Below are 25,712 nucleotides of genomic sequence, written 5' to 3'. Positions count from 1 at the left end.
GTGATGGCCAGATTCGACAGCCACGATCACCTACTCGATCAGGGCACCGCCGCCGCGATCCACCTCGCCGTCGCATTGGGGCGACCGCTGTTGCTCGAGGGCGAACCTGGGGTCGGCAAGACCACTGCCGCCAAGGTGCTCGCGCAGATTCTCGGCAGCCCGCTGATCCGGTTGCAGTGCTACGAGGGACTGTCGGTCGCCGAGGCCCTCTACGACTGGAACTACCAACGCCAGTTGCTCGCGATCCGGCTCGCCGAGGCGCGCGGCGACGTTCCCGCCGAAGCCGACCTGTACTCCGAGGAATACCTCCTCGAACGCCCCATCCTGCGCTGCGTCCGCCACCGCGGCGACACACCCGCCGTTCTGCTCGTCGACGAGATCGACCGTGCCGACGACGAATTCGAGGCGTTGCTGCTCGAGTTCCTGGGGGAGTTCGCCGTCACCATTCCCGAACTCGGCACCCTCACCGCGACCCGCCCGCCCGTTGTCGTGCTGACCTCGAATCGGAGCCGCGACCTACACGACGCACTGCGGCGACGTTGCCTGTACCACTGGATCGACTACCCCGACCGCGCCCGGGCGGTGGCGATCCTGCGTCGCACGGTGCCATCGGCGAACCTCGCGCTCGTCGAACGTGCCACAGATTTCGTCGCGGTGGCCCGCGGACTCGATCTCGACAAGGCACCCGGAATCGTGGAGACCATCGACTGGGTATCGGCCCTCGCCGCGCTCGGTGTCACCGACCTCGTCCGGCCCGAAGCGGCGATGTCGCTCGCGGCACTGGCGAAGACTCCCGACGACGGCGACGCGCTGGGGGAGGCGCTGACCCGCTTCGTCTCCACCGAAGTGTAATGAGCGCCGGGCTGCTCCCCGGGGTCGATCACGCCGCCTTCACAGTCGCGTTGGTCGACCGGCTCAGGTCCGCCGGGATCGTGGTCCCGGCGGACGGAGCGGCGACCTTCACGCGCGGCTTGCGTGCGTGTCCGCCAACCACGCGGACTCGGTTGTACTGGACCGCGCGGCTCACCCTCGTCGACCGGTACGAGAGCCTGTCCACCTTCGATACGGTCTTCGACCGGGTGTTCGGCGAGGCACCAGTTCCGCTCGACCCGCACGCCCGTCGCACGGGACCCGAGGACGAAGGCGCGCCGGGGGCGTCGACACCGGACGGACCCAGCCGGCCCATCGGGGTTCCCACTTCCGGGCACGACGTTCCATGGGTCACCAGGACGATCGTCGAATCCGCAGAGGGGGAGCGGGCACCCGGCCGCCCGGGGCGCGAGGTGGCGAGCGCACTGGTCGAGATCGCCGATCAGCGGTTCGACGACCTCGACCCGGCGCAACTCGCACTCCTCGAGACATGGATCGAGGCGGCCGGAGCGCGCTGGGCGATCCGCCGCACCCGCCGCCGGGTGCAACGCCACACCGGACGCGTCGACATCCGCGCGAGCATCGCAGCCTCCCGCGGCACGGGGTTCGAGCCGCTCCGGCTGATCCGCACGCGACCGGGTCGACGCCGGCGGCAGGTCGTCGTGTTCTGCGATGTCAGCCGTTCCATGCGTCCCTACATCGGGGTGTATCTGCATCTCGTGCGTGCGCTCGCCCACACCGGAACGGCTGAGGTCTTCGTGTTCTCCACCACAGCTGCGCGTCTGACGCCGGTCCTCCGGCACCGGTCGGTCGATCAGGCGATCGGCGTCGCCAACGAGCGGGTACGGACGCGGTTCGGAGGCACCCGCATCGCCGGTTCGCTCGCCGAGGTGGTCGCCTCCCATCACGGACACCTGATGCGCGGAGCGATCGTCGTCGTCGCGTCCGACGGTTGGGACAGCGACGATCCCACCGAACTCGCCCACGTCCTGGCCAGGATCCGGCGTCGCGCGCACCGGCTGGTGTGGCTCAACCCCCGGGCCGGGCAGTCCGGTTTCACGCCCTCGACCGGGTCGATGTCCGCCGCGCTTCCACACTGCGACGCGATGGTGGCGGCCGACACACTCGTGGCCCTGCAGCACGCCGTCGACGTTGTTACGTCCACGGATACGGGGGACGGGGGACTCCGACGGCGTGTCGTAGGTCATGGCGTGAACGTCCTACCCTGGTAGGCATGGCAACATCCGAGCTCGCGTCTCCCGCGCAGCCTCCGGCGCCCGCCCCCATGAGGGGAAACCCGCCGGCACTGCTGATTCTCTTCGGCCTCCTCGCCGCCCTCGTCGCGGCGTTCGCGGTCGGACTGTCCGCTGCGCAGGCTCTGGTGTTGCTCGGCATCCCCGATCCCGGTCCGCTCACCACCTACGGTCTCCCGGCGGTCCGCGCGATCTCCGAGATCGCGACGGTCATCACGATCGGCTCGCTGTTCTTCGCCGCCTTCCTCGTGCCCCCGCAGCGGAGCGGGGTACTCGACGTCGGCGGTTATCGCGCCGTGCGGACGGCGGGCGTCGCGGCGACGGTGTGGGCCGTGACAGCGGCGCTGATGGTGCCGCTGACCTTGTCCGACACTTCCGGCAGTCCGCTGAGTGAGGCCATCCGTCCGGAGAACCTGTTCTCGGCGCTCGGTCAGGTGGAGGTCGCGCTGGCCTGGGCCTGGACGACCGTGCTCGCGCTGATCACCGCGCTGCTGACCCGACTCGCAGTGCGCTGGTCGTGGACGCCGTATCTGTTGCTGCTGTCGTTCGTCGCCCTCATGCCGATCGCCCTGACCGGGCACTCCTCGTCGGGTGGTTCGCACGATATGGCGACCAACAGCCTCGTGCTGCACCTCGGCGCGGCGTCCGTCTGGGCCGGCGGGTTGTTCGCGCTGCTCGCCCATTCGATGCGGGGAGGGGAGCACACCGATGTCGCCGCCCGGCGGTTCTCCTTCGTCGCCGGACTCGCGTTCGTCGTGATGGCTGTCAGCGGCGTGATCAACGCCGCGGTCCGCATGTCGTTCGACGACCTGACGACCACCACCTACGGCGGGTTGCTGCTCGCGAAGACCGTCGCGCTGGTCCTGCTCGGCATCTTCGGCTGGGCTCAGCGACGCCGGGCGCTTCCGGCCCTCGAGGCCGACCCCACCAGCCGGTCCGCTCTCGTCCGGTTCACCCTCGCCGAGGCGTTCGTCCTCGCCGCGACCATCGGCCTGGCCGTGGGACTCGGCCGCACGCCCCCGCCGCCGCCGGCCTCGGTACCGACGATCCAGGAGGTCGAGCTCGGCTACCAGCTCGACGTACCGCCGTCGTTCGTGAGCCTGTTCTTCGGCCAGTGGCGCTTCGACCTGATCTTCGGCACGGCTGCTCTCGTGTTCGCCGCCGCCTACGCCATCGGTCTGTGGACGCTGCGCAAGCGCGGCGACTCGTGGCCGGTCGGCCGGTCGATCGCCTGGTTCTCGGGTTGCTTCGTGCTGTTCGTCGCCACCAGTTCGGGCGTCGGGATGTACTCGCCGGCGATGTTCAGCGTGCACATGGGCGCGCACATGGCCCTGTCGATGCTCGCTCCCGTACTTCTGGCGCTCGGCGGGGCGATGACCCTCGCCCTGCGTGCGTTCAAGCCGGCCGGACGCAACGCCCCTCCCGGCCCGCGCGAATGGATCCTCGAGTTCCTGCACAGCCCGCTGTCGCGCTTCTTCACGCATCCGATCGTCGCATCGGTGATGTTCGTCGGCGGTTTCTACGCGTTGTATCTCGGAGGGATCTTCACCGCGTTCATCGACAGTCACACCGCCCACGTCCTGATGAACCTGCACTTCCTGCTCAGCGGCTACCTGTTCTACTGGGTGGTGATCGGCGTCGACCCGTCGCCACGCGACCTGCAGCCCGTGACGAAGCTGGCGATGGTCTTCGGCTCGCTCCCGTTCCACGCCTTCTTCGGCGTGACCCTCATGAGCATGGGCACGGTGATGGCCGAGAGCTACTACCGTGGCCTGGCCCTGCCGTGGAACTACGACCTGTTCTCCGATCAGAAGGTCGGCGGCAGCATCGCATGGTCGGCCGGCGAGATCCCGCTCGTGCTCGTGATGCTCGCCCTGCTCGTCCAGTGGTCGCGCAGCGACCGGCGCACGGCGCGACGCGTCGACCGGGCCGCCGAACGCGACGACGACGCCGATCTCGCGGCACACAACGCGATGTTCGCCGAGCTGGCGCGCCGCGACCGCGAAGGCCGCTAGCCGCGCCGATCCGACGTGCACATCCTGTCGCGCCGCGGCGAATCGGACGAATACGGACGCCGCGGCCGGACGGTCCGTATCGTCCTCGGCGTGACCCGTACCACGCACGTCCCCGCCCTGCTGCTCGCCGGTGCTCTGGCACTGCTGACGACCGTCGTGTCACCTCCCGCGGTGGGCGCGAACCCGGCGCCGGGAAAGGTTGTCGAGGTCGCCCCGCTCGACCCGGAATCGTCCCTGCCCGGGGCGTCCTCGGCTCGCGTCCTCGCCTATACCACGCAGTGGCGCGACGGCGCCCCGACCACGGCGACCGGGGCACTGTTCGTCCCTCCCGGCACGCCGCCCGAGGACGGGTGGCCCATCGTCGCATGGGCCCACGGCACGGTCGGTCTCGACGATTCGTGCGCGCCCTCGCGGTTGCCGCGCACACCGCGCGACACTGCCTATCTCGACCACTGGCTCGGGCAGGGCTATGCCGTCGTGGCAGCCGACTATCCGGGCCTCGGGTCGGGCGGGCTGCACCGCTATCTGGACGGGCAGAGCGCCGCGAACAGCGTCATCGACATCGTGCGGGCGGGACGCGCTGTCGAACCGTCGCTGTCCGACCTCTGGGTCGTGATCGGCCAGTCGCAGGGTGGGCACACCGGTCTACACACCGCGCACGCGGCGACCACCCGCGCGCCCGAACTGGACTTCCGCGGGACGCTCACGACGGGCGCGCCGTCCAACCTCGAGTACGTGTTCCCGCTCGGATTCCCGGGCTTCCCCGATCTCGGTCTCGACGGGCTCACGGCGTTCGCCGCCTACATCTTCGCGGGTCTGCGCGACGCCGATCCTTCCCTGGACGTCGACGGATACCTCACTCCCCTCGGTCGCGAGGTGGTCGACGCCGCCGAGCGACTCTGTTACGACGAGCTGATGGACCGCTACGGCGAGATCGGCATCGGCGAGGTCCTTGCCCGTCCGCTGAGCGACGACCGGTTCCGCGCCGCCTTCACCGACTATGTCGCGGTGCCGACCCGTGGTTACGACCGGCCACTGTTCCTCGCGCAGGGTCTGCGCGATACGACGGTGCCCGCGCCGCTCGCGTTCGAACTGATCGGGGACCTGTGGGCCGGGGGCGCGAACGCGCAGTTCCGGACGTATCCGACAGGGCACTCGGAGACGATGTTCGCGTCGCTGCCCGACACGACAGGCTTCGTCGCGGAGCTGCTGCGGCGCTGACGCGGGCGCGGCCCGGGCATCCCGTGGTCGCACGATGTGGGTTATCGACCGTCGACCGATACGCTGGTGGTCATGGCGGAGTTCATTTACACGATGAAGAAGGTGCGCAAGGCGCACGGTGACAAGGTCATCCTCGATGACGTCACCATGAGCTTCTACCACGGCGCGAAGATCGGCGTCGTCGGACCCAACGGCGCGGGCAAGTCGTCGATTCTCAAGATCATGGCCGGGCTCGACCAGCCCAGCAACGGCGAGGCCTTCCTCGATCCGGAGGCCACCGTCGGCATCCTCCAGCAGGAGCCGCCCCTCAACGAGGAGAAGACGGTCCGGGAGAACGTCGAGGAGGGCCTCGGCGAGATCAAGGTCAAGCTCGACCGGTTCAACGAGATCGCCGAGCTCATGGCCACCGACTACTCCGACGAGCTGATGGAGGAGATGGGCAAGCTCCAGGAGGAGCTCGACCACGCCAACGCGTGGGATCTCGACTCGCAGCTCGAGCAGGCCATGGACGCACTGCGCTGCCCTCCGCCGGACGAACCCGTCACCCACCTCTCCGGTGGTGAGCGCCGCCGTGTCGCGCTGTGCAAGCTGCTGCTGAGCAAGCCCGACCTGCTGCTCCTCGACGAGCCCACCAACCACCTCGACGCCGAGTCGGTGCTGTGGCTCGAGCAGTTCCTCGCGTCCTACCCGGGCGCCGTGCTGGCCGTCACCCACGACCGGTACTTCCTCGATCACGTCGCGCAGTGGATCTGCGAGGTCGACCGCGGCAAGCTGCATCCCTACGAGGGCAACTACTCCACCTACCTGGAGAAGAAGGCCGAGCGTCTCGAGGTCCAGGGCAAGAAGGACCAGAAGCTGCAGAAGCGGCTCCGCGAGGAACTCGAGTGGGTCCGCTCCGGTGCCAAGGCACGGCAGACGAAGAACAAGGCGCGTCTGGCCCGCTACGAGGAGATGGCAGCCGAGGCCGAGAAGTACCGCAAGCTCGACTTCGAGGAGATCCAGATCCCGACGCCGCCGCGTCTGGGCAACGTCGTTGTCGAGGTCGAGCACCTCGACAAGGGCTTCGACGGCCGTGTCCTGATCAAGGACCTGTCGTTCACGCTGCCGCGCAACGGCATCGTCGGTGTCATCGGCCCCAACGGCGTCGGCAAGACCACGCTGTTCAAGACCATCGTCGGTCTCGAGGAGCCCGACAGCGGCACCGTCAAGGTGGGCGACACGGTCAAGCTGAGTTACGTCGACCAGAACCGCGCGAACATCGACCCGAAGAAGACGGTCTTCGAGGTGGTCTCCGACGGTCTCGACTTCATCGAGGTCGGGCAGAACGAGATGCCGTCGCGCGCGTATGTGAGCGCGTTCGGGTTCAAGGGTCCCGACCAGCAGAAGCCGGCCGGCGTGCTCTCCGGTGGTGAGCGCAACCGCCTGAACCTGGCGCTCACGCTCAAGGAGGGCGGCAACCTGATCCTCCTCGACGAGCCGACCAACGACCTCGACGTCGAGACCCTGTCGTCGCTCGAGAACGCGCTGCAGCAGTTCCCGGGTTGCGCCGTCGTGATCTCCCACGACCGCTGGTTCCTCGACCGCACCTGTACCCACATCCTGGCGTGGGAGGGCAACGTCGAAGAGGGCAAGTGGTTCTGGTTCGAGGGCAACTTCGAGGCCTACGAGGCAAACAAGATCGAGCGTCTCGGAGCCGATGCGGCACGTCCGCACCGCGTCACGCACCGGAAGCTCACGCGTGACTGAGCGCAACGGCCACCGGCCCTACCGGTGCCCGGTCGAGGTGCGCTGGGGCGACTCCGACCGGCTCGGGCACGTCAACAACGCCAAGGTCGTGGAATACCTGCAGGAAGGGCGCATCAAGTTCTTCCGGAGCGAGCTGCCGGCCCGCGATGCCGTCGTGCTCCGGAAGATGGACGTCGAGTTCCTGCGTCCGATCAAGGATTCCTCGGCGCCGATCGAGGTCGAGACGACGGTGCTGCGTCTCGGCACGAGCTCGTTCACGGTGCGTCAGACGATCCTCGACCGGGACAGCGTGGTGTGCGCGGTCGCCGACACCGTGCTCGTCGGCTTCGATCCCGAGACCGACACGTCGCAGCCGTTGACAGACGAGGTACGGGCGGTGCTCGACCGGCACCGCGCCGTCACGCCCACCGGCTGAGCGGGTACATCCTGTCGACCGGCCCGGCTGTTACCCGACCCGCCGGTTCCGACCCCCCGACTGCGCGCCGCGGATAGGCTCGATCACGAGTCCGTCCGCGGCGCGCGGTGTATCCGCCCGACAGAGCAGGAAGGGTGTCGATGGCCGATCCGGCTGTGGTGCAGACAAATGCAACGGACAGCGATGCCTCTCCCGAGGCGGTCCTCGAGCGGATCTATCAGGGCTCCGGAGAGTTCACCACGGACCACGGCGCGGCCGCGCTCGAGCACGTCCGTCTCGGTCGTCGCCGCGCACCGGGCACCGCTGTCGTCGGTGTGCGCCGCACCGAGGGCATGGGTGTCGCCGTACAGATCGTCACCGACGACATGCCGCTGCTCGTCGAATCGGTGCTGGCACTGCTGTCCCGGCTGGGTGTCTCGGTGGCGACGGTCATCCACCCCGTCCTGTCTGCGCGCCGCACCGCCGAGGGCGACCTCGAGCGCCTGGCCGACGAAGGCGGACGGGCCTCGGGTGGAGTCGCCGAATCGTGGATGCACATCGAGTTGCGCGGGCCCGTCGACGACGAATCGCTCGAGGAGATCGATCACGGCCTGCGGCGCGTACTGTCCGATGTGCGGCAGGTGGCGTCGGACTCCGGGAAGATGCACGCCCTGCAGCGCGACCTCGCGGACGCGCTCGACGGCCTGGCCGCCGATCCGCCGGCGCACTACACGGCCGACGAGCTCACCGAGACCGCCGAACTGCTGCGCTGGTTGAGCGGCGGGAACTTCACCCTCCTCGGCTACCGGCGCTACGACTTTGTTCCCGACGGCGGCGACGACAACGTGCGCGCGACGCCCGTGCCCGGCAGCGGCAGGGGAGTGCTGCGCACCGATGCCTCGGTCGCGGACCCGCTCGACCTGCCCGGTGAGGTCGGCACGTGCCGCCGCCCGCTGCTCGTGCTCACTCAGGGCGCGCTTCCCGCCACCGTGCACCGTTCCGTCTATCCGTACTTCGTCGGCGTCGCCCGGCTCGACGCCGACGGCGCGCTCGTCGGGGAGGATCGTTTCCTCGGTGTCCTCACCGTGACCGCTCTGCACGAGAACATCCTCGACATCCCCGTGGTCTCGCGCCGGGTGCGGGAGGTCGTCGCGCGGGCGCGGGTCGAGCTGTCGTCCTACAGCGGCCAGGCGATGCTCGAGATCATGCAGACGGTGCCCCGCGCGGAACTGTTCTCCATGGACACCGACACCCTCTACGAGACCGTCACGGCGGTGGTCGACATCCGCAGGCAGGTGCGGTTGTTCGTCCGCGTCGACACCTACGGGCGGTACATCTCGTGCCTCGTCTACCTGCCGCGCGACCGCTACACGACGAAGGTGCGCGTGGCGATCCAGAACATCCTGTTGCGCGAGTTCGGTGGCGGCGTACTCGACTACACCGCGCGGGTCTCCGAACGTGACCTCGCGTTGCTGCACGTGACGATCCGTTTCTCCGGGCGCGCACGTCGCGAGGTGGACACCTCCGAGGAGAACCGCCTGCGGATCCAGGCGATGCTCGCGGAAGTGACCCGCAACTGGGCCGATCGGCTCGGTGAGGCGGCGGCCGCGACCGGCGATCTCGATCCGTTGCTGGTGCAGCGGTACGCCGAGGTCGTGCCCGAGGCGTACAAGGAGGACTTCGGCTCCGAACGTGCCCTGGACGACCTGCGGCGTCTGGAAGCGCTCGACTCCGGCGATCTCGACACGCACCTGTACCGTCCGGGTTCCGACGATCCGTTGTCGTTGCGTTTCACCCTGTACATCGCCGACGAGGCGGTCACCCTCGGCCGGATCCTCCCGGTGTTGCAGAGCCTCGGCGTCGAGGTCGTCGACGAGCGGCCCTACCGGCTGCCGCGATCGGACGGAATCGAGTGCGGGATATACGATTTCGGACTCTGTCTGCCCGAGGACATCGAGCACGGCATCGTGGAGGCCGATCCGACCCTGGCGGATCGTCTCACCGACACCTTCACCGTGGCCTGGCGGGGGGCGGTCGAGACCGACCGGTTCAACCAGCTCGTGCTGCGCGCCGGGCTCACCTGGAAGCAGGTCGTGCTTCTCCGCGCCTACGCGAAGTACTTGCGCCAGACCGAATTTCCGTACAGCCAGTACAACATCGAAGGTGTGCTGCTCGGCGCCCCCCACACCGCGGCGCTGCTCGTCGGGCTGTTCGAGTCCCGATTCGATCCGGAGAACGCCTCCGCCGAACGCGAACAGCAGATCGCCGAGGAACTCACGACGACGATCGCAGAGGTGACCGCCCTGGCCACCGACCGCATCCTCCGGGGACTGTTCTCGTTGATCCGTGCGACCCTGCGCACCAACTTCTACGTGGCCGGCGGTATCGGGCACGAGCGCCCGGACGGCCGGGCGTTGTCGCTCAAGTTCGATCCGCGACGGATCGCCGAACTACCCCAGCCGCGGCCGGCTTTCGAGGTGTTCGTCTACGCCCCGGGCGTCGAGGGCGTCCACATGCGGTTCGGTCCCGTCGCCCGCGGTGGTCTGCGCTGGTCCGACCGCCGGGAGGACTTCCGCACGGAGGTGCTCGGCCTGGCCAAGGCGCAGGCCGTGAAGAACGCGGTGATCGTGCCCGTGGGTGCGAAGGGCGGCTTCGTCGTCAAGCACGCCCCGCGTCCGACCGGTGACGCCGAGGCGGACCGGCGCGCCGTCCGCGAACGTGGCGAGCGGTGCTACCGGTGCTTCATCGCCGGTCTGCTCGACATCACCGACAACCTCGACGCCGCCCGCAACGACACGGTCCCGCCGCAGCGGGTCGTGCGTCACGACAACGACGACCCGTATCTCGTGGTGGCCGCGGACAAGGGCACCGCGTCGTTCTCCGACCTCGCGAATTCCGTTGCGGCGGAATACGGCTACTGGCTCGGCGACGCGTTCGCGTCAGGTGGCTCCGCCGGTTACGACCACAAGGAGATGGGCATCACCGCGCGCGGTGCATGGGAGAGCGTCCGGCGTCACTTCCGCGAACTCGGATCCGACCCGCAGACGGACGATTTCACCGTCGTCGGCATCGGTGACATGAGCGGTGACGTCTTCGGCAACGGCATGCTGCTCAGCCGGCACATCCGGCTCGTCGCGGCCTTCGACCATCGGCACATCTTCCTCGATCCCGATCCCGATCCGGAGCGGTCGTTCGAGGAGCGGCGCCGGTTGTTCGAACTGCCGCGGTCGTCGTGGAAGGACTACTCGACCGAACTCGTCTCGGCCGGGGGCGGGGTGTGGGACCGGACGGCCAAGTCGGTGCCCGTCGGTCCCGAGGTGCGTGCGGTGCTCGACCTGCCCGACGACGTCACCGCACTCCCACCGCCCGAACTGATCCGCGCGATCCTGCGCGCACCCGTCGACCTGTTGTGGAACGGCGGTGTCGGCACCTACGTGAAGGCGTCGACGGAAACCCATGCGGACGTGGGGGACAAGAGCAACGACGGCGTGCGCGTCGACGGGCAGGAACTGCGTGCCCGGGTCGTGGGCGAGGGCGGCAATCTCGGTGTCACGCAACGCGGCCGCATCGAGTTCGCGCGCGCCGGCGGAAAGATCAACACCGACGCGATCGACAACTCGGCCGGCGTCGACAGCTCCGATCACGAGGTCAATATCAAGATTCTCCTCGACGCTATGGTGACCGCCGGCGAACTCGCGGCGGAGGACCGCAATCCGCTGCTCGCGTCGATGACCGACGACGTCGCCGAACTCGTTCTCGCCGACAACATCTCGCAGAACGCCGTGCTCGGACTCGAGCGGGCCGTCGCGCCGTCCCTGCTGGGGGTGCACCGTCGGATGCTCGCAGCCCTGGAACTCGATCGTGGACTCGACCGCGGCCTCGAGGCCCTGCCCGACGAGGCCGAGTTCGATCGTCGTGAAGCGGCGGGGGAGGGATTGACGTCGCCGGAGCTGGCGCAGCTCCTCGCCCACGTCAAGCTCGCCCTCGTCGACGACCTGCTGGCCACGGACCTGCCCGACAACGAGACCTTCGCGTCGATCCTGCCCGCCTACTTCCCGCCCGCTCTGCGCGAGCGGTTCCGGGCCGGAATCCGGGCGCATCCGCTGCGTCGGCAGATCGTTGCGACCATGCTGGCCAACACCACGGTCGACAACGGCGGCCCCACCTACGTCTACCGGCTCGCCGAGGAGGCCGGGGCGACGGCGACCGACGCCATCCGCGCCTACACCGCCGTCACCACCATCTTCGGGCTACCGGCCCTGTGGGACGAGATCCGGGCCGCCGGGCTGCCTGTCGACATCGAGGACGACCTGCTGCTCGAATCCCGCCGCGTGCTCGACCGGGCGTCGCGCCGGCTCCTCGCCACGCGACCGCAGCCCCTCGCGGTCGGTGCCGAGATCAGCCGTTACCGCGATGCCTTCGCGCGTCTCGCACCGCGGGTCGCGGACTGGATGCGCGGGCACCACGCCGAGGACTTCCTTCGTCGTACCCGCCCGCTCCTCGAACGAGGAGCACCGGAGGAGCTCACGGGCGTCGTCTTCCGGCTCCTCGACCAGTTCCCGCTGCTCGACGTCATCGACATCGCCGACATAGAGCAGCGCGACGAGGCGGAGGTCGCCGATCTCTACTACGCCCTCGACGCGCGTCTCGGCGTCGACCGCCTGCTCACGGCGGTCTCCGGTCTGGAGCGGGGCGACCGCTGGCATTCGCTGGCACGCCTCGCGCTGCGCGAAGACCTGTACGGCTCGTTGCGGTCGCTCGTCCTCGACGTGCTCGCCGGCGCCGAACCCGGGGAGTCGACCGAGGAGATGATCGAGGACTGGGAGTCGTCCAACGGCTCCAAACTCGTCCGTGCGAGGGCGGCGCTCGACGAGATATTCGCGTCTGGAAGTCTGGACCTCGCCACCCTCTCGGTGGCGGCACGACAGATCAGGGGCATGGTGCGCACGCGCGCATCCGATCGGAGGTAACGAGTGAGCGGTGCGGGCGAACAGTTCGGTTTCCACACCGAGGTGATGGTGCGGTGGTCCGACATGGACGTCTTCCAGCACATCAATCACGCGCGGATGGTCACCCTCCTCGAAGAAGCGCGGATCCCGTGGTTGTTCGCCGACGGTCGCCCCACCCGGGACCTGCGCGAGGGGGCCGTCATCGCCGATCTCCACGTCCGCTACCGAGGGCAGTTGCGCCACGACGACGGTCCGCTCGACGTGCTGATGTGGACCGAGAAGGTACGCGCGGTCGACTTCACGATCGGGTACGAGGTGCGGCCGGGCGGTGCCCCGGTCGACTCGGAGCCGGCGGTGGTCGCGTCCACCCAGATCGCGGCGTTCGACATCGAGACCCAGCGCCTGCGCCGGCTCAGCGACGACGAACGCGAGTTCCTGCGTCAGTGGCAACGAAACTGACGGTGGCACCGCAATTGACGAGGGACGAGGCCGACGTGACCGACGACCGGATCCGACGCGCAGAGCGCCTCCTGACGCTCGCCGACCCCGACGACAGCGTCGACCTCGCCGCATTCCTGGCCCGGGCCGCGCGTCTCGACGAGGCTGCCGTGGTGCGGTTGCGCCGCCGCGGCGACGGATTGCTCGGTGTGTGGACACGCACCGGTTTCGAGGTGCTCGCCGGACGCGTCGTCCGCGGAACCGTGGCTCCGGCCGACACCTGCGTGGCCGCCGAGTCGCTGCGGGCCGCGCTTCTCGCCGGGTCCGAACCGCGCACCGAGGTCGACCCGGGCTGGGGGATGGATTCCGCCTGGCGCGGCGCACTTCCACCCGACGACGGCTACGTCCACGTCGACGACGTGCCGGCACGGATCCTCGTCGCACTCGCGCAACGCGGCGTCGCGCTCACCCGCGAGCACGGCGCGCAGGGACCGCCGGCGTCGTTGCTCGCCCAAGAGGTTCTCGAGGTGAGCGGTGCCGGGACGACCGTGGGTGTGCCGATGCGCATGGTGTTCGCGCTCGGTGCGATGGGCTTCGTGCCGGGTTCCGGTCGTGACAGCGTCGACTCGACGGGTATCGATCCCGCCGAGGTGGTCCGGGTCCGGGCGTCCGCCACCTGGATGCGCCTCGACGCCCGCTTCGGGTCGGTCTATCTGCGCCGCGGCGGGGGGCTCGGTCTGAGCGTCCTCTGAGGGAGCCTCACGCCAACCAGGCGGCGGTGTCCGGTGGCAGTGCGTGTCCGGTGAGCGGCGCACTCGCGAGCAGCACCTCGCCGGGAGGCAGATCGACCGCGACGTCGCCGGCGTTGAGAACACAGGTCAGGCCGTCGGAACGGCGGAAGGCCAGGCACCCCGCCGGGCTTCCGTACCAGCCGATCCCACCGCCCTCGGATCGCCTTCGCTCCGTGCTGATGGATCGCCTTCGCTCCGTACGGATCTCGATCGCCTGGCGGTACAGCGAGAGCGTCGAGCCCGCATCCTCGAGTTGCTTCTCGACGGTGAGCGCCGACCACTCCGGCGGCTGGGGCAGCCACGCGGACCCGGCGGAGGTGAACCCGAAGGGCGGTGTTTCGCCCTCCCACGGCAGCGGCACGCGGCATCCGTCGCGTCCGCGCTCGGTGTGGCCGGATCGCTCCCAGACCGGATCCTGCAGCACCTCGTCGGGCAGGTCGACGTTCGGCAACCCCAGTTCGGCACCGTTGTAGACGAACACTGCTCCCGGGAGCGCGAGGGCGACGAGGATCATCGCGCGTGCCCGCGCGAGCCCGACCTCACCGCCTCCGTAGCGAGTGACCTCGCGGTCGACGTCGTGGTTCGACAGCGTCCACGTCGGTGAGGCATGCACCGACGTCACCGCCGCCAGGCCCTTCTCGATCGCGTCGCGGACGGCGTCGGCGTCCCAGTCCGACAGCGTCAGGTGGAAGTCGAAGGCGAGATGCAGTTCGTCCGGGCGCAGGTACTCGGCGAACCGTTCGTGGTCGTCGACCCAGATCTCACCGATCGCCACCGAGTCCGGATACTCGTCGAGGACCCGCCGGATGCGGCGGTGGATGTCGTGCACCTCGGGATTGTTGAACCGAGGGTCGGCGGGGGAGTGCCCGAGCAGTTCGTTGGTCTCCCACCCCTCGTGGTCGGGAAGATCTGCGGGCTTGGCCATCCCGTGGGCCACGTCGATCCGGAAACCGTCCACGCCCCGGTCCAGCCAGAACCGCAGGGTCTTGTCGAGGTCCTCGACGACCTCCTCGTCGTCCCAGTTCAGATCGGGCTGCCCGGGAGCGAAGACGTGCAGATACCACTGACCGGGCGTGCCGTCGGGTTCGGTGATGCGGGTCCAGGCCGGCCCGCCGAAGACGCTCGGCCAGTTGTTCGGTGGTGCGCTGCCGTCCGGTTCGCGCCCGTCGCGGAAGTGGAAGCGCCGGCGTTCACGGCTGCCCGGCCCGGCTTCGAGCGCGGCCCGGAACCAGCGGTGCTCGACGCTGACGTGGTTCGGCACGAGGTCCATCACCACCCGGATGCCGCGCGCGTGGGCGTCGGCGACCAGCGCTTCGAGATCGGCGATGTCCCCGAACAGCGGGTCGATGTCGCGAGGATCGGAGACGTCGTAGCCGTGGTCGGCCATCGGTGAACGCATCACCGGGTTGAGCCAGATCGCGTCGACACCGAGCAGTTCGAGATAGCCGAGGCGGCTGCGCACCCCCGCGAGGTCGCCGATGCCGTCACCGTTCGCATCGACGAACGAGCGGGGATAGACCTGGTAGAAGACAGCGTTGCGCCACCACGGCGCCGTCGGGTCGCCTCGTCCGGAGGTCGGTGCTGCGGGGTGGGCCACGGGACTCATCGTGTCAGACGACAGGGCGAAAGGCAGGGCGAACGTGGCCGCGGCCGTTCCGTCCGGGCCTGCCCGCATGATAGGACGAACGGCATGAATACGACATCGATCGTCGCGGTCCGGTTGGACGACGTGGAGCTGCGCGACGACCCGATCGACCCTGCGTGGATCCGCGAGGGCGCGCCCGTGGCGCGCAGCGGTCAGTGGGCGACCAGCGCCGACCGCACCACCACCACACACGTGTGGGACTGCACGGCCGGTCGCTTCGACTGGCATTTCGGCGTCGACGAGATTGTTCACATCGTGGAGGGCTCGGTCATCGTCTCGTCCGCAGACTCCGAGCCGCGCACCTTGCGTGCCGGGGACGCGGCGATCTTCCGAGCCGGGACCACCGCTCTGTGGGAGGTCCCCGAATACGTGCGCAAGCACGCCGTCCTGCGTCGTCACCTGTCGCCGGCGGCGCGGTTCACCCAGAAGGTGGAGGACCGCCTGCGCCGGATTCTGGGCCGCTGAGCTGCGCCGACCTCGGTCAGATGGGGGAATTCATCATCGAGTCGGCCGCCATGTTCATGTAGTCGACGAGCTGCCGGCGGTGCTCGTCGTCGAGCGTCTTCTCGTCGATCGATGCGATCGCGGTGTGCATGCAGCGCAACCAGGCGTCGCGCTCGAGCGGCCCGATCCGGAAGGGATGATGACGCATGCGCAGCCGCGGGTGGCCCCGCTCCTCGGAGTAGGTGCGCGGGCCGCCCCAGTACTGCTCGAGGAACATCCGCATGCGTCGTTCGGCCGGACCGAGATCCTCCTCGGGATACAGGGGCCGGACGATCTCGTCCCGTGCGATCTCCTCGTAGAACCGTGCAGTGAGCCGGCGGAACGTCTCGGCGCCACCGACCGCCTCGTAGAAGGTCTGCTCGTCACTCATCTGTATTCGTTCACCGTCCCTCTCGACCGTCCATTGTGCCCGCTCCCGACCGCACACCGCCCGACGAGCCGTGCCGGGCGGGACCGTCACCGGATGTTCACCGGCCCGACCTGGACCGGTCCGCTGATTTGGGGTGCGATTCGGGAGCATCCGTGGTCCACTGTTCCCAGTCTTTTCGGAGGTCGTATGAAGCACAGCAGCAGCTCGCATCGACAACTCCCGCCCGCGGACGCCCCTGCAGGGGTGCCGGGGGCTACCACACTGCGCGTGGTGCACGACAGCACCGCGACGGTACCCGACTGGTTGAAACGTCGAGTGTTGCTGCTCAACGCCACCTACGAGCCACTCACGGCCCTGCCCGCTCGCAGGGCCGTGGTCCTGATGGCCGGGGGCAAGGCCGATACCGTGCACGACGATCCGCTCGCCCCGCTGGTGCGGTCGGCAGAATGGTCCGTGCAGCTGCCATCGGTGATCCGTCTGCGCAACTATGTACGCGTTCCGTATCACGCGCGGGTGCCGCTCACCCGGGCCGCGCTCATGCACCGCGACCTGAACCGGTGCGCCTACTGCGGGGGCAAGGCCGAGACGATCGACCACGTCGTGCCGCGCAGCCGAGGCGGCGAGCACACCTGGGAGAACTGCGTCGCATGCTGCGCGCCGTGCAACCACCGCAAGGCCGACAAGCTGCTCACCGAACTCGGATGGACCCTGCGTGTGGTGCCGAATCCGCCCAAGGGCCGGCACTGGCGCCTGCTCGCCACCCTGCCCGAGTTGCACCCCACCTGGCTGCCCTATCTGGGGGAGGGCGCGGCCTGATCGGGCCGTTCTCCGGGGCATATGAGGCCTTTCGGGCCCGGCTGGGCTAACGTTTGGCTGTGAGCATTCTCGAGACAACCCTGATCTTCGTCGGCATCCCGCTGCTGATCGTCTTGGTCTTCGGTGGGCTGTCCTTCGTCCTGAGCAAGTACCCGGGCTCCACGCCGTCGGACGACCCGTACACGCTCGACCGGAAATGGGAGCACGGACCGCTCCTGTGGACCGCGACCGACGAATCGACCCATCCCTGGAAATACCCGCATTATGGTCACGGTCATGCCGCTCTGACCTCGGCGGAGCTGATCGGAGGTACCGCAAGTGGCAAGTGGTGACGTGATCCAGCGTCCGGTCGTCGCGCCGGAGAACCTGCCGCACGGTGCGGCACTCACCGCGAGCGGACGCATCTCCGCCGTGCGCGGTCTCGGTCAGGCCTTCACGGGTGCGCCCTTCAAGGACCGCGACCTCATCACCCTCGACGACACGCTCACGCACGCGACGCGGATCACCAATGTGCGGTTCACCGTCTACATCGGTGACGACGAGAATCCGGCCGCGGCGACCGACGCCCTGCTGCCGACGACGCCGGACGCCGACAACTCGGTCCTCGTCGCCGTCTTCCCGAACCAGCGGAGCATCGAGATCCGCTCGGGTCGCACCGCCGCCGACCGCGCCACCGACCGGGTGCTGCAGCTCGGCGTGACCGCGGCCGTGTCGTCCTTCGGCCAGGGGAATCTGCTCGACGGCATCACCAGTGCCGTCCGCGTCATCGCGAACGCCATGGTCGCTCCCTAGTCCGGAGCCCACGACCATCTGTGGCCCGCTGCCACTCCGCGAAGGAGAGGCGGCGGGCCACAGTCGTCTCATGTGGGCGTCTCATGTGGGCACCGCCCACGGTCGTTCGGTGAGGTCGTCGCGTCAGGACGCGTCGAACGCGCGTGCCTTCAACGAGCGCACGACCCCGGCACGACCCTCGACGACGAGCCGGCGCAGCGCCGGCGGATGGTCGCCGGCGAGGAACTCGTCTGCCGCAGCCACCGACTGCTCACTGATCGACCACGACGGGTAGAGCCCGATCACGACGGTCTGCGCGACCTCGCTCGAACGGCGCTCCCACACTCCCGGCACCTCCGCGAAGTACCGCGCGACGTACGGCTCGAGCAATTCGCCCTGACCGGCCGGGGCGAAACCGCCGATCACGGCGCGCGCCGTGATGTTCGGGACGCTGTCGTCGTGCACGACGGTCTGCCACACCTGCTCCTTGACGGCCTCCTGCGGACGGGCCGCGCGGGCGGCCGCCGCCTGGCGGGCACCCGCGGCCGTCGGGTCGCGTTCGGCCTCCGCGTCGATGAACGGCGACTCCACGCCCTCGCCGTCGACCTCACCCGCCGCGGCGAGCGCCTGGACGATCCGCCAGCGCAGATCGGTGTCGACCGTCAGCCCGGGCAGGCCGACCGTCGCCGGATCGGCGCCCAGCAGCTCCTCGAGCACCTCGGTGTGCCAGGGAGACAGGTACGCGGTGGTCAGCGCGTTGACGAACGCGAGCTGATGGTCGGAGCCGGCGACGGACTCGCGGGCGAGCTCGAGCAGACGGTTGGCGAAGTCCGCCCGGCCCTGCTCCGCGGCCCAGGACGGGTCGGCGTAGCTCTCCAGCGCGGTGTGCGCCTGCATGAGCAGACGCTGGACGACACCGACCTCGGTCTCGGCGGCGATACCGCGCTGCACGAGGGCGACGAAATCGCGCGCCTTCATCTCGGCCTGACGGGTCATCTCCCACGCCGCCGACCACACCAGGGTGCGCGGCAGCGACTCGGCGATGTCGCCGACCCGGTCTATGACGGTCGCGAGCGACTCCTCGTCGAGCCGCACCGAGCAGTACGTCAGGTCGTCGTCGTTGACGAGGACGAACGCGCCGCGCGGCACGCCCACCAGATCGGGGACCTCGGTGCGCTCGGCGGCGTCGACGTCGATCTCCACGCGGTGCGTGCGGACGAGCTTGCCGGAGCCGTCGTCGTCGTACACACCGATCGCGAGGCGGTGCACGCGGAACTCACCGGCGCCGGGCTGGGCACCTTCCTGCACCACCGCGAAACGCGTGAAGTGTCCCTGGTCGTCGACCTCGAAGTCCGGTCGCAGGATGTTCAGGCCGGTGGTCTTGAGCCACTGGGCACCCCAGTCCGACAGGTCGCGGCCGGAGGCCTTCTCCAGCGCGGCGAGCAGGTCGTCGAAGGTGGCGTTGCCGTAGGCGTGGTCGCGGAAGTACTCGCGCAGACCGGCGAGGAAGGGCTCCTGCCCCACATAGGCGACGAGCTGCTTGAGCACCGACGCGCCCTTGGCGTAGGTGATGCCGTCGAAGTTGACCTCGACCGCGGCGAGGTCGGGGATGTCGGCGGCGATCGGGTGCGTCGACGGCAGCTGGTCCTGCCGGTAGGCCCACGACTTCTCGACGTTCGCGAAGGTCGTCCACGCGTTGGTGTACTCGGTGGCCGAGGCCTGGCACAGCACCGACGCGAACGTCGCGAACGACTCGTTGAGCCACAGGTCGTCCCACCAGCGCATAGTGACGAGGTCGCCGAACCACATGTGCGCCATCTCGTGCAGGACGGTCTCGGCGCGGCGCTCGTAGGAGTAGCGGGTGACCTTGGACCGGAAGACGTAGTCCTCCAGGAAGGTCACCGCTCCGGCGTTCTCCATCGCCCCGGCGTTGAACTCGGGCACGAACAGCTGGTCGTACTTGCCGAAGGCGTAGGGGATCCCGAAGTTGGCGTGGTAGAAGCCGAAGCCCTGTTTGGTCTCGGTGAACAGCCGGTCGGCGTCCATGTACTCCGCGAGCGACGCTCGGCAGAAGATGCGCAGCGGGATGGTGCCGTGCTCGTCGGTGTACTCGTCGGACCACACGGCATACGGACCGGCGATGAGCGCGACGAGATAGGTGCTCATCCGCGGGGTGGTGCGGAAGATGTGCAGACCCGGCTGCGCGGCCGCCGTCTGTACGGTGTCGGCGTTGGAGATCACGGCCCAGTCCTGCGGCGCGGTGACCTGCAGGTCGAAGGTGGCCTTGAGATCGGGCTGGTCGAAGCACGCGAACATCCGCTTGGCGTCGGCCGTTTCGAACTGCGAGTACAGGTACACCGCGTCGTCGGTGGGGTCGACGAACCGGTGCAGGCCCTCGCCGGTGTTCGTGTACAGGCAGTCGGCGTCGACGACGAGTTCGTTGTGAGCGGCGAGCCCGGTAAGGGCGATGCCGGTCTCCTCGGAGTATCCGGACACGTCGACGGGGTCGCCGTTGAGGGTCGCCGAATGCACGGTCTTCGCGATGAGGTCGATGAACGTCGAGGCTCCCTCGGTCGCGTCGAATCGCACGGTGGTCACCGATCGGAAGGTCGTGGTGCCCGGCGCGCCGGCACCGTCGGTGAGATCCAGTTCGATGCTGTAGTTGTCGACGGACAGGATCGCGGCCCGTTCGGCGGCCTGCTCGCGGGTCAGATTCGGTGGTGCCACGGGAGAACTCCTTCTCACGACGGAATGTCGGTCGGCGTCCATCCCATCATGATCGGCGAACCCTCACGGAGCGACGTCGGACAACGGCACCGTGGTGTCCGTCAGCCGGCCGACGTCGACGGGCCGCCCGGAGGCGATGAGTGCGCGGAGGTCGTCCCCGGCATCCCAGATGTTGACGTTCATCCCCGCCCGGACCCGCTGCTCGTCGTCGAGCCAGAACGCGAGGAACTGCCGTCCCGGCACGTCGCCGCGGGTGACCACCCGCGCGTCGCGGGGCGCGAGCCCGACATACTCCATGCCAAGGTCGTACTGGTCGGTGAAGAAATATGGGAGCCGGTCGTAGGTCGCCTCACGTCCGAGCATCGTCGCGGCCGCGACGGCCGGCTGGTTCAGGGCGTTCGCCCAGTGTTCGACGCGCACACGGGTGCCGAGCAGCGGATGCTCCGCCGACGCGATGTCGCCGACGGCGACGATGTCCGGGTCGCTCGTCCGCAGCGACGCGTCGACGAGCACGCCGTCGTCCACCGCGAGTCCGGCGTCGCGGGCCAGCTCGATGTTCGGGCGCGCCCCGACCGCGACGAGCACGGCGTCGGCGGGCACCACACTGTCGTCGCCGAACCGGATGCCGCTCGCGCGACCGTCGTAGGCGACGATCTCGCGCACCGAGGTGTTCGTCCGCAGATCGACACCGTGCGCGCGGTGCAGGTCGGCGAACACCGCACCCATCTCCTCGCCGAGGGCACCGGACAGGGGTTGCTTCGCGGTCTCCGCGACCACCACGCCCGCGCCCCGGTCGCGGGCGTTCGCGGCGATCTCCATGCCGATCCATCCCGCGCCGATGACGGCCAGCCATCCCGCGTGGTCGGTCTCGCCCTGGATCGCGGTGAGCAGCGCATCGGAGTCCTCGATGGTGCGCATGACGTACACGCGTTCGGCGTCGGCTCCGGGAATCGGGACCGTGCGGGGCGTCGAGCCCGTGGCGAGCGCGAGCTTGTCGTAGTGGAGCGTCGACCCGTCGGGCAGCGTCACCGTGTGGGCGGCCGGATCGATCGCGGTGACCTTCGTGCCGAGCAGCAGTTCGACGCGGTGGTCGCGGTACCAGTCGCCGTCGTGCACCGTGAAGTCGGCGAGTTGCTTGCGTCCGGCGAAGTAGTCCTTCGACAACGGCGGTCGCTCATAGGGCAGGTGCTCCTCCGCGCCGATGAGCAGGATGCGCCCGGGAAAGTCGCGGGCGCGCAGTTCCTCTGCCAGCTTGGCGCCGGCCAGACCCGCGCCGACGATCAGAAACGTTTCCTCACCCGACATCGTGGTGCCTCCGCTGTGATGCGTGCCGGACCTGCTTCCCGGCTCCGACGTTACGGCTACCGCCCGCACTACGGCCCGGTTCAGGAAGAATCGTCGACGGGGCCGTGTTGAACATGCTTGTAGTTGTCCGGCCCGTACGAACTCTTGTGAGGAGATCTCTTGAGCGACCTGACCGCCGCGTCCTCGACCGGCAAGGACATCGCCGACTTCTGGTTCGATCCGTTGTGCCCGTGGTGCTGGATCACCTCGCGCTGGATCCTCGAGGTCACGAAGGTGCGCGACATCGAGGCGCGTTTCCACGTCATGAGCCTGGCCGTGCTGAACGAGGGGCGCGACCTGCCGGAGGAGTACGCCGAGCTGATGACGAAAGCCTGGGGCCCGGTGCGCGTCGCGATCGCTGCGGCGCAGAAGTACGGCGACGACATCCTCTCCCCGCTGTACACGGCGATGGGCACCCGCATCCACAACGAGGGCAACAAGGACTTCGCGGACGTGATCGCCGCGTCGCTCGCCGAACTCGACCTCGACGCCTCGCTGGCCGAGGCCGCCGACAGCGACGCCTACGACGAGGCTCTGCGCACGAGCCATCACGCCGGCATGGACAAGGTGGGCCAGGACGTCGGTACCCCGACGATCCATGTCAACGGCATCGCCTTCTTCGGGCCCGTCCTGTCGAAGATCCCGCGCGGGGAAGAGGCCGGCAAGGTATGGGACGGTGTGGTTGCCCTCGCGTCCTACCCGCACTTCTTCGAGCTCAAGCGCAGCCGCGACGAGGAGCCCGACTTCTCCTGACCGGGCACCGCCGTGGCGCTCGGTAGAGTGCAACGGCGTGTCGAACGATCATGTGGTCCGGCCGGCGACGGTGCACGATGTCGAGAAGGCGACGGCAACGCTCGGACGAGCGTTCCGCGACTATCCGTTCACCCGCTACACCGTCGACGGCCGGGACCACGAGACCCGGGTCCGCGACCTCCAAGGGCTCTTCCTCGCCGAGATCGGCATGCGCTGCGGCGAGGTATGGGTCTCCGACGACGTCGACGCCGTGGCCGTCTGGACGACGCCCGGCTCCACCGGACTCGAGGAGGCGTTCACGTCCGTCTCCGATCGGGTGACGGAGCTGCGGGGTGATCGTGCCCGCGCCGCCGAACTGGCCGAGCAGGCCACCGCGGAACTGCAACCGAGCGAGCCAGGGTGGTTCCTGGCCACGGTGGGCGTCGATCCCGCCTCGCAGGGGCGCGGCCTGGGACGGGCCGTCCTCGAACCAGGACTTCGCGCGGCCGAGCGGCAGGGGGTCGCGGCCTGTCTGGAGACCTCCTCGGAGGCGAACGTCGCGCTCTACGAACGTCTCGGATTCGTCGTTACCGCTGTCGTGGAGCTGCCGGACGGCGGCCCGAAGGTCTGGGCGATGCGCCGCTGACCTGCCGGGGCGGGGTTCGCCACGCTCGCGACCGAAGGTCGCAACGCTCCGCCGTACAGACTTGTGCTCACTCCGAATTCGATTCTCGGCTTCGGGTCGGGCGCGGACTACCGTGATGCATCACGGCTCGCGGCCTCCGGACTGCCAGCGGCACCCACCCGCCGCGCTACGGTGCCCTCTGACCCGCCCCCGGCGTGGTGCCCTCTGACCCGCCCCCGGCGTGGTGCCCTCTGAACCGCCCCCGGCGTGGTGCCCTCTGACCCGCCCCGGCGGGGTGTGCTCCGACCCGCCCCTCGCACGGCGAACGGCGCCTGCGGGCGAGCGGACGAGTCTCGTTAGACTCGGCCCATGCGCGTTTACCTGGGAGCCGACCACGCGGGCTTCGAACGGAAGAATGAGATCATCGAGCACCTGAAGAAGAACGGCCATGAGCCGATCGACTGCGGTGCGTTCGAGTACGACGCCCTCGACGACTACCCGGCCTTCTGCATCGAGGCTGCTCGGCGCACCGTCGCCGACGAGGGCAGCCTCGGTATCGTGCTCGGTGGCAGCGGTAACGGCGAGCAGATCGCCGCCAACAAGGTGCGAGGTGCGCGCTGCGCCCTCGCCTGGAGCGTCGACACCGCCAAGCTTGCGCGCGAGCACAACAACGCGCAGCTCATCGGCATCGGTGGCCGCATGCACAGCCTCGAGGAGACCCTCGCGATCGTCGACGCCTTCCTGTCGACCGAGTGGTCGAACGAGGAGCGTCACCAGCGCCGTATCGACATCCTCGCCGAGTACGAGAAGACCGGCGAGGCTCCGGCAGTTCCCGGCGCACCTGCCTGATCCGTGCCCGAAGGACACATCCTGCACCGGCTTGCCCGGCTGCACCACGAGTGGTACTCGGGTGCGCCGGTGCGGGTGTCCAGTCCGCAGGGGCGGTTCGCCGACGGTGCCGCCGCCGTGGACGGGCGCGTCCTGACCCACGCGGACGCGTGGGGCAAGCATCTCTTCCACCACTACGAGGGCGGTCTCGCCGTCCACGTGCACCTCGGTATCTACGGTGAGTTCACCGACCGCGAGTTGCCGCTCGGCGAACCGGTCGGACAGGTGCGGATGCGGATGATCGGCGCGCGCCACGGCAGCGACCTGCGTGGTCCGGCGGCGTGCGAGGTGCTCACCCCCGGCGAGGTCGAGGCGATCGAGGCCCGGCTCGGTCCAGACCCGCTGCGACCCGACGCCGATCCCGAGCGGGCATGGCGCCGTATCGGCAGATCACGCACCGCGATCGGCGCGTTGCTCATGAACCAGGCCGTCATCGCCGGCGTCGGCAACGTCTACCGCGCAGAAGTGCTCTTCCGTCACGGCATCCATCCGGAACGTCCGGGAAACAAGCTGTCCCGCAGAGAGTTCGACGCGATCTGGGCCGACCTCGTCGAACTGATGAACGTCGGTGTGGAGCACGGGCGCATGCACGTCGTGCGACCCGAACACGACCACGGCGCACCGGCCTACGCCAAGAACAGGCCCCGGACGTACGTCTACCGCCGTGCCGGCGAACCCTGCCGGATCTGCGGGACTCCCGTTCTGCACTCGGTCATGCAGGCGCGGAACCTGTTCTGGTGCCCGGTCTGTCAGCCGAGCTGACCCGACTCAGCTGACCCGACTCAGCAGATCCGACTCAGCAGATCCGACTCAGAAATCGAAGCCCCCGAAATCGAATCCGCCGCCGTCTCCGCCACCGAAGTCGTCACCGCCTCCGTACTCGTCGCCCCCGCCGTACTCGTCACCACCGCCGAAGTCGTCGCCGGCACCTGTCTCCGCCGACGGATCACCGACACCGGATTCGAATGCCTGCGCGTCGTAGGGGACACCGGCCATCCCGGCGAACATCGTCGAGAAGAGCAGCATCGAGCCGACGCCCCACGCGCCCGCGACCAGGGCGGGCTTCCACCACGGCTCCGAATACCAGCCCGCAGGGACAGGCCGGCCCGCGACGCGGCCGCCGGGGTAGTAGTTCGGCGTCGCGGAGGACGGTGACGGCGACGCGGCGATGGTGCGGCCCTCGAAGTCGACGGTGCGCTTCTCGGTGACCTCGCCGGCGGACTTCTGTCCGTCGAGCGTTGGGATCTCCGGCCCCGGGTCCATGCCCATCGCCAGGCGCGCAGCTCGGATGTAGTACAGACCTTCGAGCGCGGTCTGTTTCGCGAGACGCGCCTGCATCGGCGAGTTCGCCTGCTCGATCTGGGAGCCGGCGGCGGTGAAGCGCTCGGAGGCGTCCGCCAGCGCCTGACGCGAGGCGTCGTCGGTGCCGGTCAGGTTGTAGATCTGGCCGCCGAGACGCTCGATCGCCTGCCGTGCGTCGGCCTTGGCGTCGTCGAGGGTGACGGTGCGGTGACGGGTGGTGCTCTTCTGGGAGCGGGAGACGAAGTACACCACGGCACCGATGGCGGCGAGGATGAGCAGAAGTTCCACGGCCCGATCCTTCCGGTGGGGGA

At 69.1% G+C, this 25,712-nt stretch carries 22 protein-coding genes; 17 read left to right on the top strand and 5 right to left on the bottom strand.

Features of this window, described 5'->3' with window-relative positions; all coding sequences use genetic code 11:
* Positions 1-3 precede the first annotated feature (3 nt).
* From BLV31_RS17115 to BLV31_RS17075, 9 genes are all read left to right on the top strand, one after another.
* Entirely contained in the window at positions 4-852 is an 849-nt protein-coding gene (locus BLV31_RS17115) for an AAA family ATPase (RefSeq protein ID WP_094981093.1), read from the top strand.
* Positions 852-2,102 carry a vWA domain-containing protein gene (locus BLV31_RS17110; RefSeq protein ID WP_072740504.1) on the top strand — a complete coding sequence of 417 codons (1,251 nt, stop codon included), beginning with the start codon at positions 852-854 and terminating at the stop codon, positions 2,100-2,102. Before BLV31_RS17115 ends, BLV31_RS17110 begins: the two co-directional genes overlap by 1 nt.
* Positions 2,103-2,104: 2 nt before the next feature.
* Positions 2,105-4,138, top strand: coding sequence for a bifunctional copper resistance protein CopD/cytochrome c oxidase assembly protein (locus BLV31_RS17105; RefSeq protein WP_064060706.1), 2,034 nt, complete (start codon positions 2,105-2,107; stop codon positions 4,136-4,138).
* A 90-nt stretch (positions 4,139-4,228) separates the two neighbouring features.
* Positions 4,229-5,359 (top strand): lipase family protein, encoded by a 1,131-nt coding sequence (locus BLV31_RS17100; RefSeq protein ID WP_371850699.1) that lies wholly within the window; start codon positions 4,229-4,231, stop codon positions 5,357-5,359.
* Between the two features lie 72 nt (positions 5,360-5,431).
* On the top strand, positions 5,432-7,105 hold the full coding sequence (ettA, locus tag BLV31_RS17095) for an energy-dependent translational throttle protein EttA (protein WP_006551119.1): 1,674 nt from the start codon (positions 5,432-5,434) through the stop codon (positions 7,103-7,105).
* Positions 7,098-7,520, top strand: a complete 423-nt coding sequence (locus tag BLV31_RS17090) for an acyl-CoA thioesterase (RefSeq protein ID WP_064060708.1) — start codon at positions 7,098-7,100, stop codon at positions 7,518-7,520. Before ettA ends, BLV31_RS17090 begins: the two co-directional genes overlap by 8 nt.
* Positions 7,521-7,660: 140 nt before the next feature.
* On the top strand, positions 7,661-12,469 hold the full coding sequence (locus BLV31_RS17085; RefSeq protein WP_064060709.1) for an NAD-glutamate dehydrogenase: 4,809 nt from the start codon (positions 7,661-7,663) through the stop codon (positions 12,467-12,469).
* 3 nt (positions 12,470-12,472) lie between these two features.
* On the top strand, positions 12,473-12,907 hold the full coding sequence (locus tag BLV31_RS17080) for an acyl-CoA thioesterase (protein ID WP_064060710.1): 435 nt from the start codon (positions 12,473-12,475) through the stop codon (positions 12,905-12,907).
* A 2-nt stretch (positions 12,908-12,909) separates the two neighbouring features.
* Positions 12,910-13,638: a DUF8185 domain-containing protein gene (locus BLV31_RS17075; RefSeq protein WP_371850698.1), complete on the top strand. Its 729-nt coding sequence runs from the start codon at positions 12,910-12,912 to the stop codon at positions 13,636-13,638.
* A gap of 7 nt (positions 13,639-13,645) precedes the next feature.
* Here BLV31_RS17075 and BLV31_RS17070 read toward each other — a convergent pair whose 3' ends face one another.
* A complete protein-coding gene (locus tag BLV31_RS17070; RefSeq protein WP_064060718.1) occupies positions 13,646-15,283 on the bottom strand; it encodes a glycoside hydrolase family 13 protein in 1,638 nt (545 codons plus the stop codon).
* An 84-nt stretch (positions 15,284-15,367) separates the two neighbouring features.
* Here BLV31_RS17070 and BLV31_RS17065 point away from each other — a divergent pair, with 84 nt between their 5' ends.
* Positions 15,368-15,787 (top strand): cupin domain-containing protein, encoded by a 420-nt coding sequence (locus BLV31_RS17065; protein ID WP_064060711.1) that lies wholly within the window; start codon positions 15,368-15,370, stop codon positions 15,785-15,787.
* A 16-nt stretch (positions 15,788-15,803) separates the two neighbouring features.
* Here BLV31_RS17065 and BLV31_RS17060 read toward each other — a convergent pair whose 3' ends face one another.
* Complete coding sequence (locus BLV31_RS17060; protein ID WP_006551125.1) at positions 15,804-16,196, bottom strand: globin; 393 nt, start codon at positions 16,194-16,196, stop codon at positions 15,804-15,806.
* A 186-nt stretch (positions 16,197-16,382) separates the two neighbouring features.
* Here BLV31_RS17060 and BLV31_RS17055 point away from each other — a divergent pair, with 186 nt between their 5' ends.
* The 3 genes from BLV31_RS17055 to BLV31_RS17045 are packed head-to-tail and all read left to right on the top strand — an operon-like array spanning position 16,383 to position 17,804.
* Positions 16,383-17,012, top strand: a complete 630-nt coding sequence (locus tag BLV31_RS17055) for an HNH endonuclease (protein WP_024100561.1) — start codon at positions 16,383-16,385, stop codon at positions 17,010-17,012.
* Between the two features lie 59 nt (positions 17,013-17,071).
* Positions 17,072-17,344, top strand: coding sequence for an aa3-type cytochrome oxidase subunit CtaJ (gene ctaJ / locus BLV31_RS17050; protein ID WP_064060712.1), 273 nt, complete (start codon positions 17,072-17,074; stop codon positions 17,342-17,344).
* Positions 17,331-17,804: a DUF5130 domain-containing protein gene (locus BLV31_RS17045; protein WP_006551128.1), complete on the top strand. Its 474-nt coding sequence runs from the start codon at positions 17,331-17,333 to the stop codon at positions 17,802-17,804. The genes ctaJ and BLV31_RS17045 overlap by 14 nt, the downstream gene beginning before the upstream one ends.
* A 123-nt stretch (positions 17,805-17,927) precedes the next feature.
* Here the strand turns inward: BLV31_RS17045 and pepN are convergent, their stop codons facing one another.
* Together pepN and BLV31_RS17035 are read right to left on the bottom strand one after the other, a co-directional pair.
* Complete coding sequence (gene pepN, locus BLV31_RS17040; protein ID WP_064060713.1) at positions 17,928-20,510, bottom strand: aminopeptidase N; 2,583 nt, start codon at positions 20,508-20,510, stop codon at positions 17,928-17,930.
* Positions 20,511-20,573: 63 nt separating this feature from the next.
* Positions 20,574-21,815 (bottom strand): NAD(P)/FAD-dependent oxidoreductase, encoded by a 1,242-nt coding sequence (locus tag BLV31_RS17035; RefSeq protein ID WP_024100563.1) that lies wholly within the window; start codon positions 21,813-21,815, stop codon positions 20,574-20,576.
* A 159-nt stretch (positions 21,816-21,974) separates the two neighbouring features.
* Between BLV31_RS17035 and BLV31_RS17030 the strand changes: the two genes are divergently transcribed.
* From BLV31_RS17030 to BLV31_RS17015, 4 genes are all read left to right on the top strand, one after another.
* Entirely contained in the window at positions 21,975-22,607 is a 633-nt protein-coding gene (locus BLV31_RS17030; protein WP_006551131.1) for a mycothiol-dependent nitroreductase Rv2466c family protein, read from the top strand.
* A gap of 37 nt (positions 22,608-22,644) precedes the next feature.
* Positions 22,645-23,232, top strand: coding sequence for a GNAT family N-acetyltransferase (locus BLV31_RS17025; protein ID WP_064062145.1), 588 nt, complete (start codon positions 22,645-22,647; stop codon positions 23,230-23,232).
* A 348-nt stretch (positions 23,233-23,580) separates the two neighbouring features.
* Positions 23,581-24,060 (top strand): ribose-5-phosphate isomerase, encoded by a 480-nt coding sequence (locus BLV31_RS17020; protein ID WP_006551133.1) that lies wholly within the window; start codon positions 23,581-23,583, stop codon positions 24,058-24,060.
* Between the two features lie 3 nt (positions 24,061-24,063).
* Positions 24,064-24,861 carry an Fpg/Nei family DNA glycosylase gene (locus tag BLV31_RS17015; protein ID WP_024100566.1) on the top strand — a complete coding sequence of 266 codons (798 nt, stop codon included), beginning with the start codon at positions 24,064-24,066 and terminating at the stop codon, positions 24,859-24,861.
* 48 nt (positions 24,862-24,909) lie between these two features.
* On the opposite strand, the gene BLV31_RS25070 is transcribed toward BLV31_RS17015, so the two are convergent.
* Complete coding sequence (locus tag BLV31_RS25070) at positions 24,910-25,689, bottom strand: hypothetical protein (protein ID WP_064061830.1); 780 nt, start codon at positions 25,687-25,689, stop codon at positions 24,910-24,912.
* Positions 25,690-25,712 lie beyond the last annotated feature (23 nt).

The organism is Rhodococcus pyridinivorans, from assembly GCF_900105195.1.
In the GTDB taxonomy this organism is placed as follows: Bacteria; Actinomycetota; Actinomycetes; order Mycobacteriales; family Mycobacteriaceae; genus Rhodococcus; species Rhodococcus pyridinivorans.
Note: the sequence above shows the minus strand (reverse complement) of the source record. Positions and strands in the feature narration are given on the sequence as shown.

Excerpts from the sequence above, each read along its gene's own strand:
- ettA (WP_006551119.1), top strand. The coding sequence starts at position 5,432 with ATGGCGGAGTTCATTTACACGATGAAGAAGGTGCGCAAGGCGCACGGT.
- BLV31_RS17115 (WP_094981093.1), top strand. The coding sequence starts at position 4 with ATGGCCAGATTCGACAGCCACGATCACCTACTCGATCAGGGCACCGCC.
- BLV31_RS17060 (WP_006551125.1), bottom strand. The coding sequence starts at position 16,196 with ATGAGTGACGAGCAGACCTTCTACGAGGCGGTCGGTGGCGCCGAGACG.
- BLV31_RS17110 (WP_072740504.1), top strand. The coding sequence starts at position 852 with ATGAGCGCCGGGCTGCTCCCCGGGGTCGATCACGCCGCCTTCACAGTC.
- BLV31_RS17020 (WP_006551133.1), top strand. The coding sequence starts at position 23,581 with ATGCGCGTTTACCTGGGAGCCGACCACGCGGGCTTCGAACGGAAGAAT.
- BLV31_RS17105 (WP_064060706.1), top strand. The coding sequence starts at position 2,105 with ATGGCAACATCCGAGCTCGCGTCTCCCGCGCAGCCTCCGGCGCCCGCC.
- BLV31_RS17085 (WP_064060709.1), top strand. The coding sequence starts at position 7,661 with ATGGCCGATCCGGCTGTGGTGCAGACAAATGCAACGGACAGCGATGCC.
- BLV31_RS17035 (WP_024100563.1), bottom strand. The coding sequence starts at position 21,815 with ATGTCGGGTGAGGAAACGTTTCTGATCGTCGGCGCGGGTCTGGCCGGC.
- BLV31_RS17055 (WP_024100561.1), top strand. The coding sequence starts at position 16,383 with ATGAAGCACAGCAGCAGCTCGCATCGACAACTCCCGCCCGCGGACGCC.
- BLV31_RS17070 (WP_064060718.1), bottom strand. The coding sequence starts at position 15,283 with ATGAGTCCCGTGGCCCACCCCGCAGCACCGACCTCCGGACGAGGCGAC.
- BLV31_RS17065 (WP_064060711.1), top strand. The coding sequence starts at position 15,368 with ATGAATACGACATCGATCGTCGCGGTCCGGTTGGACGACGTGGAGCTG.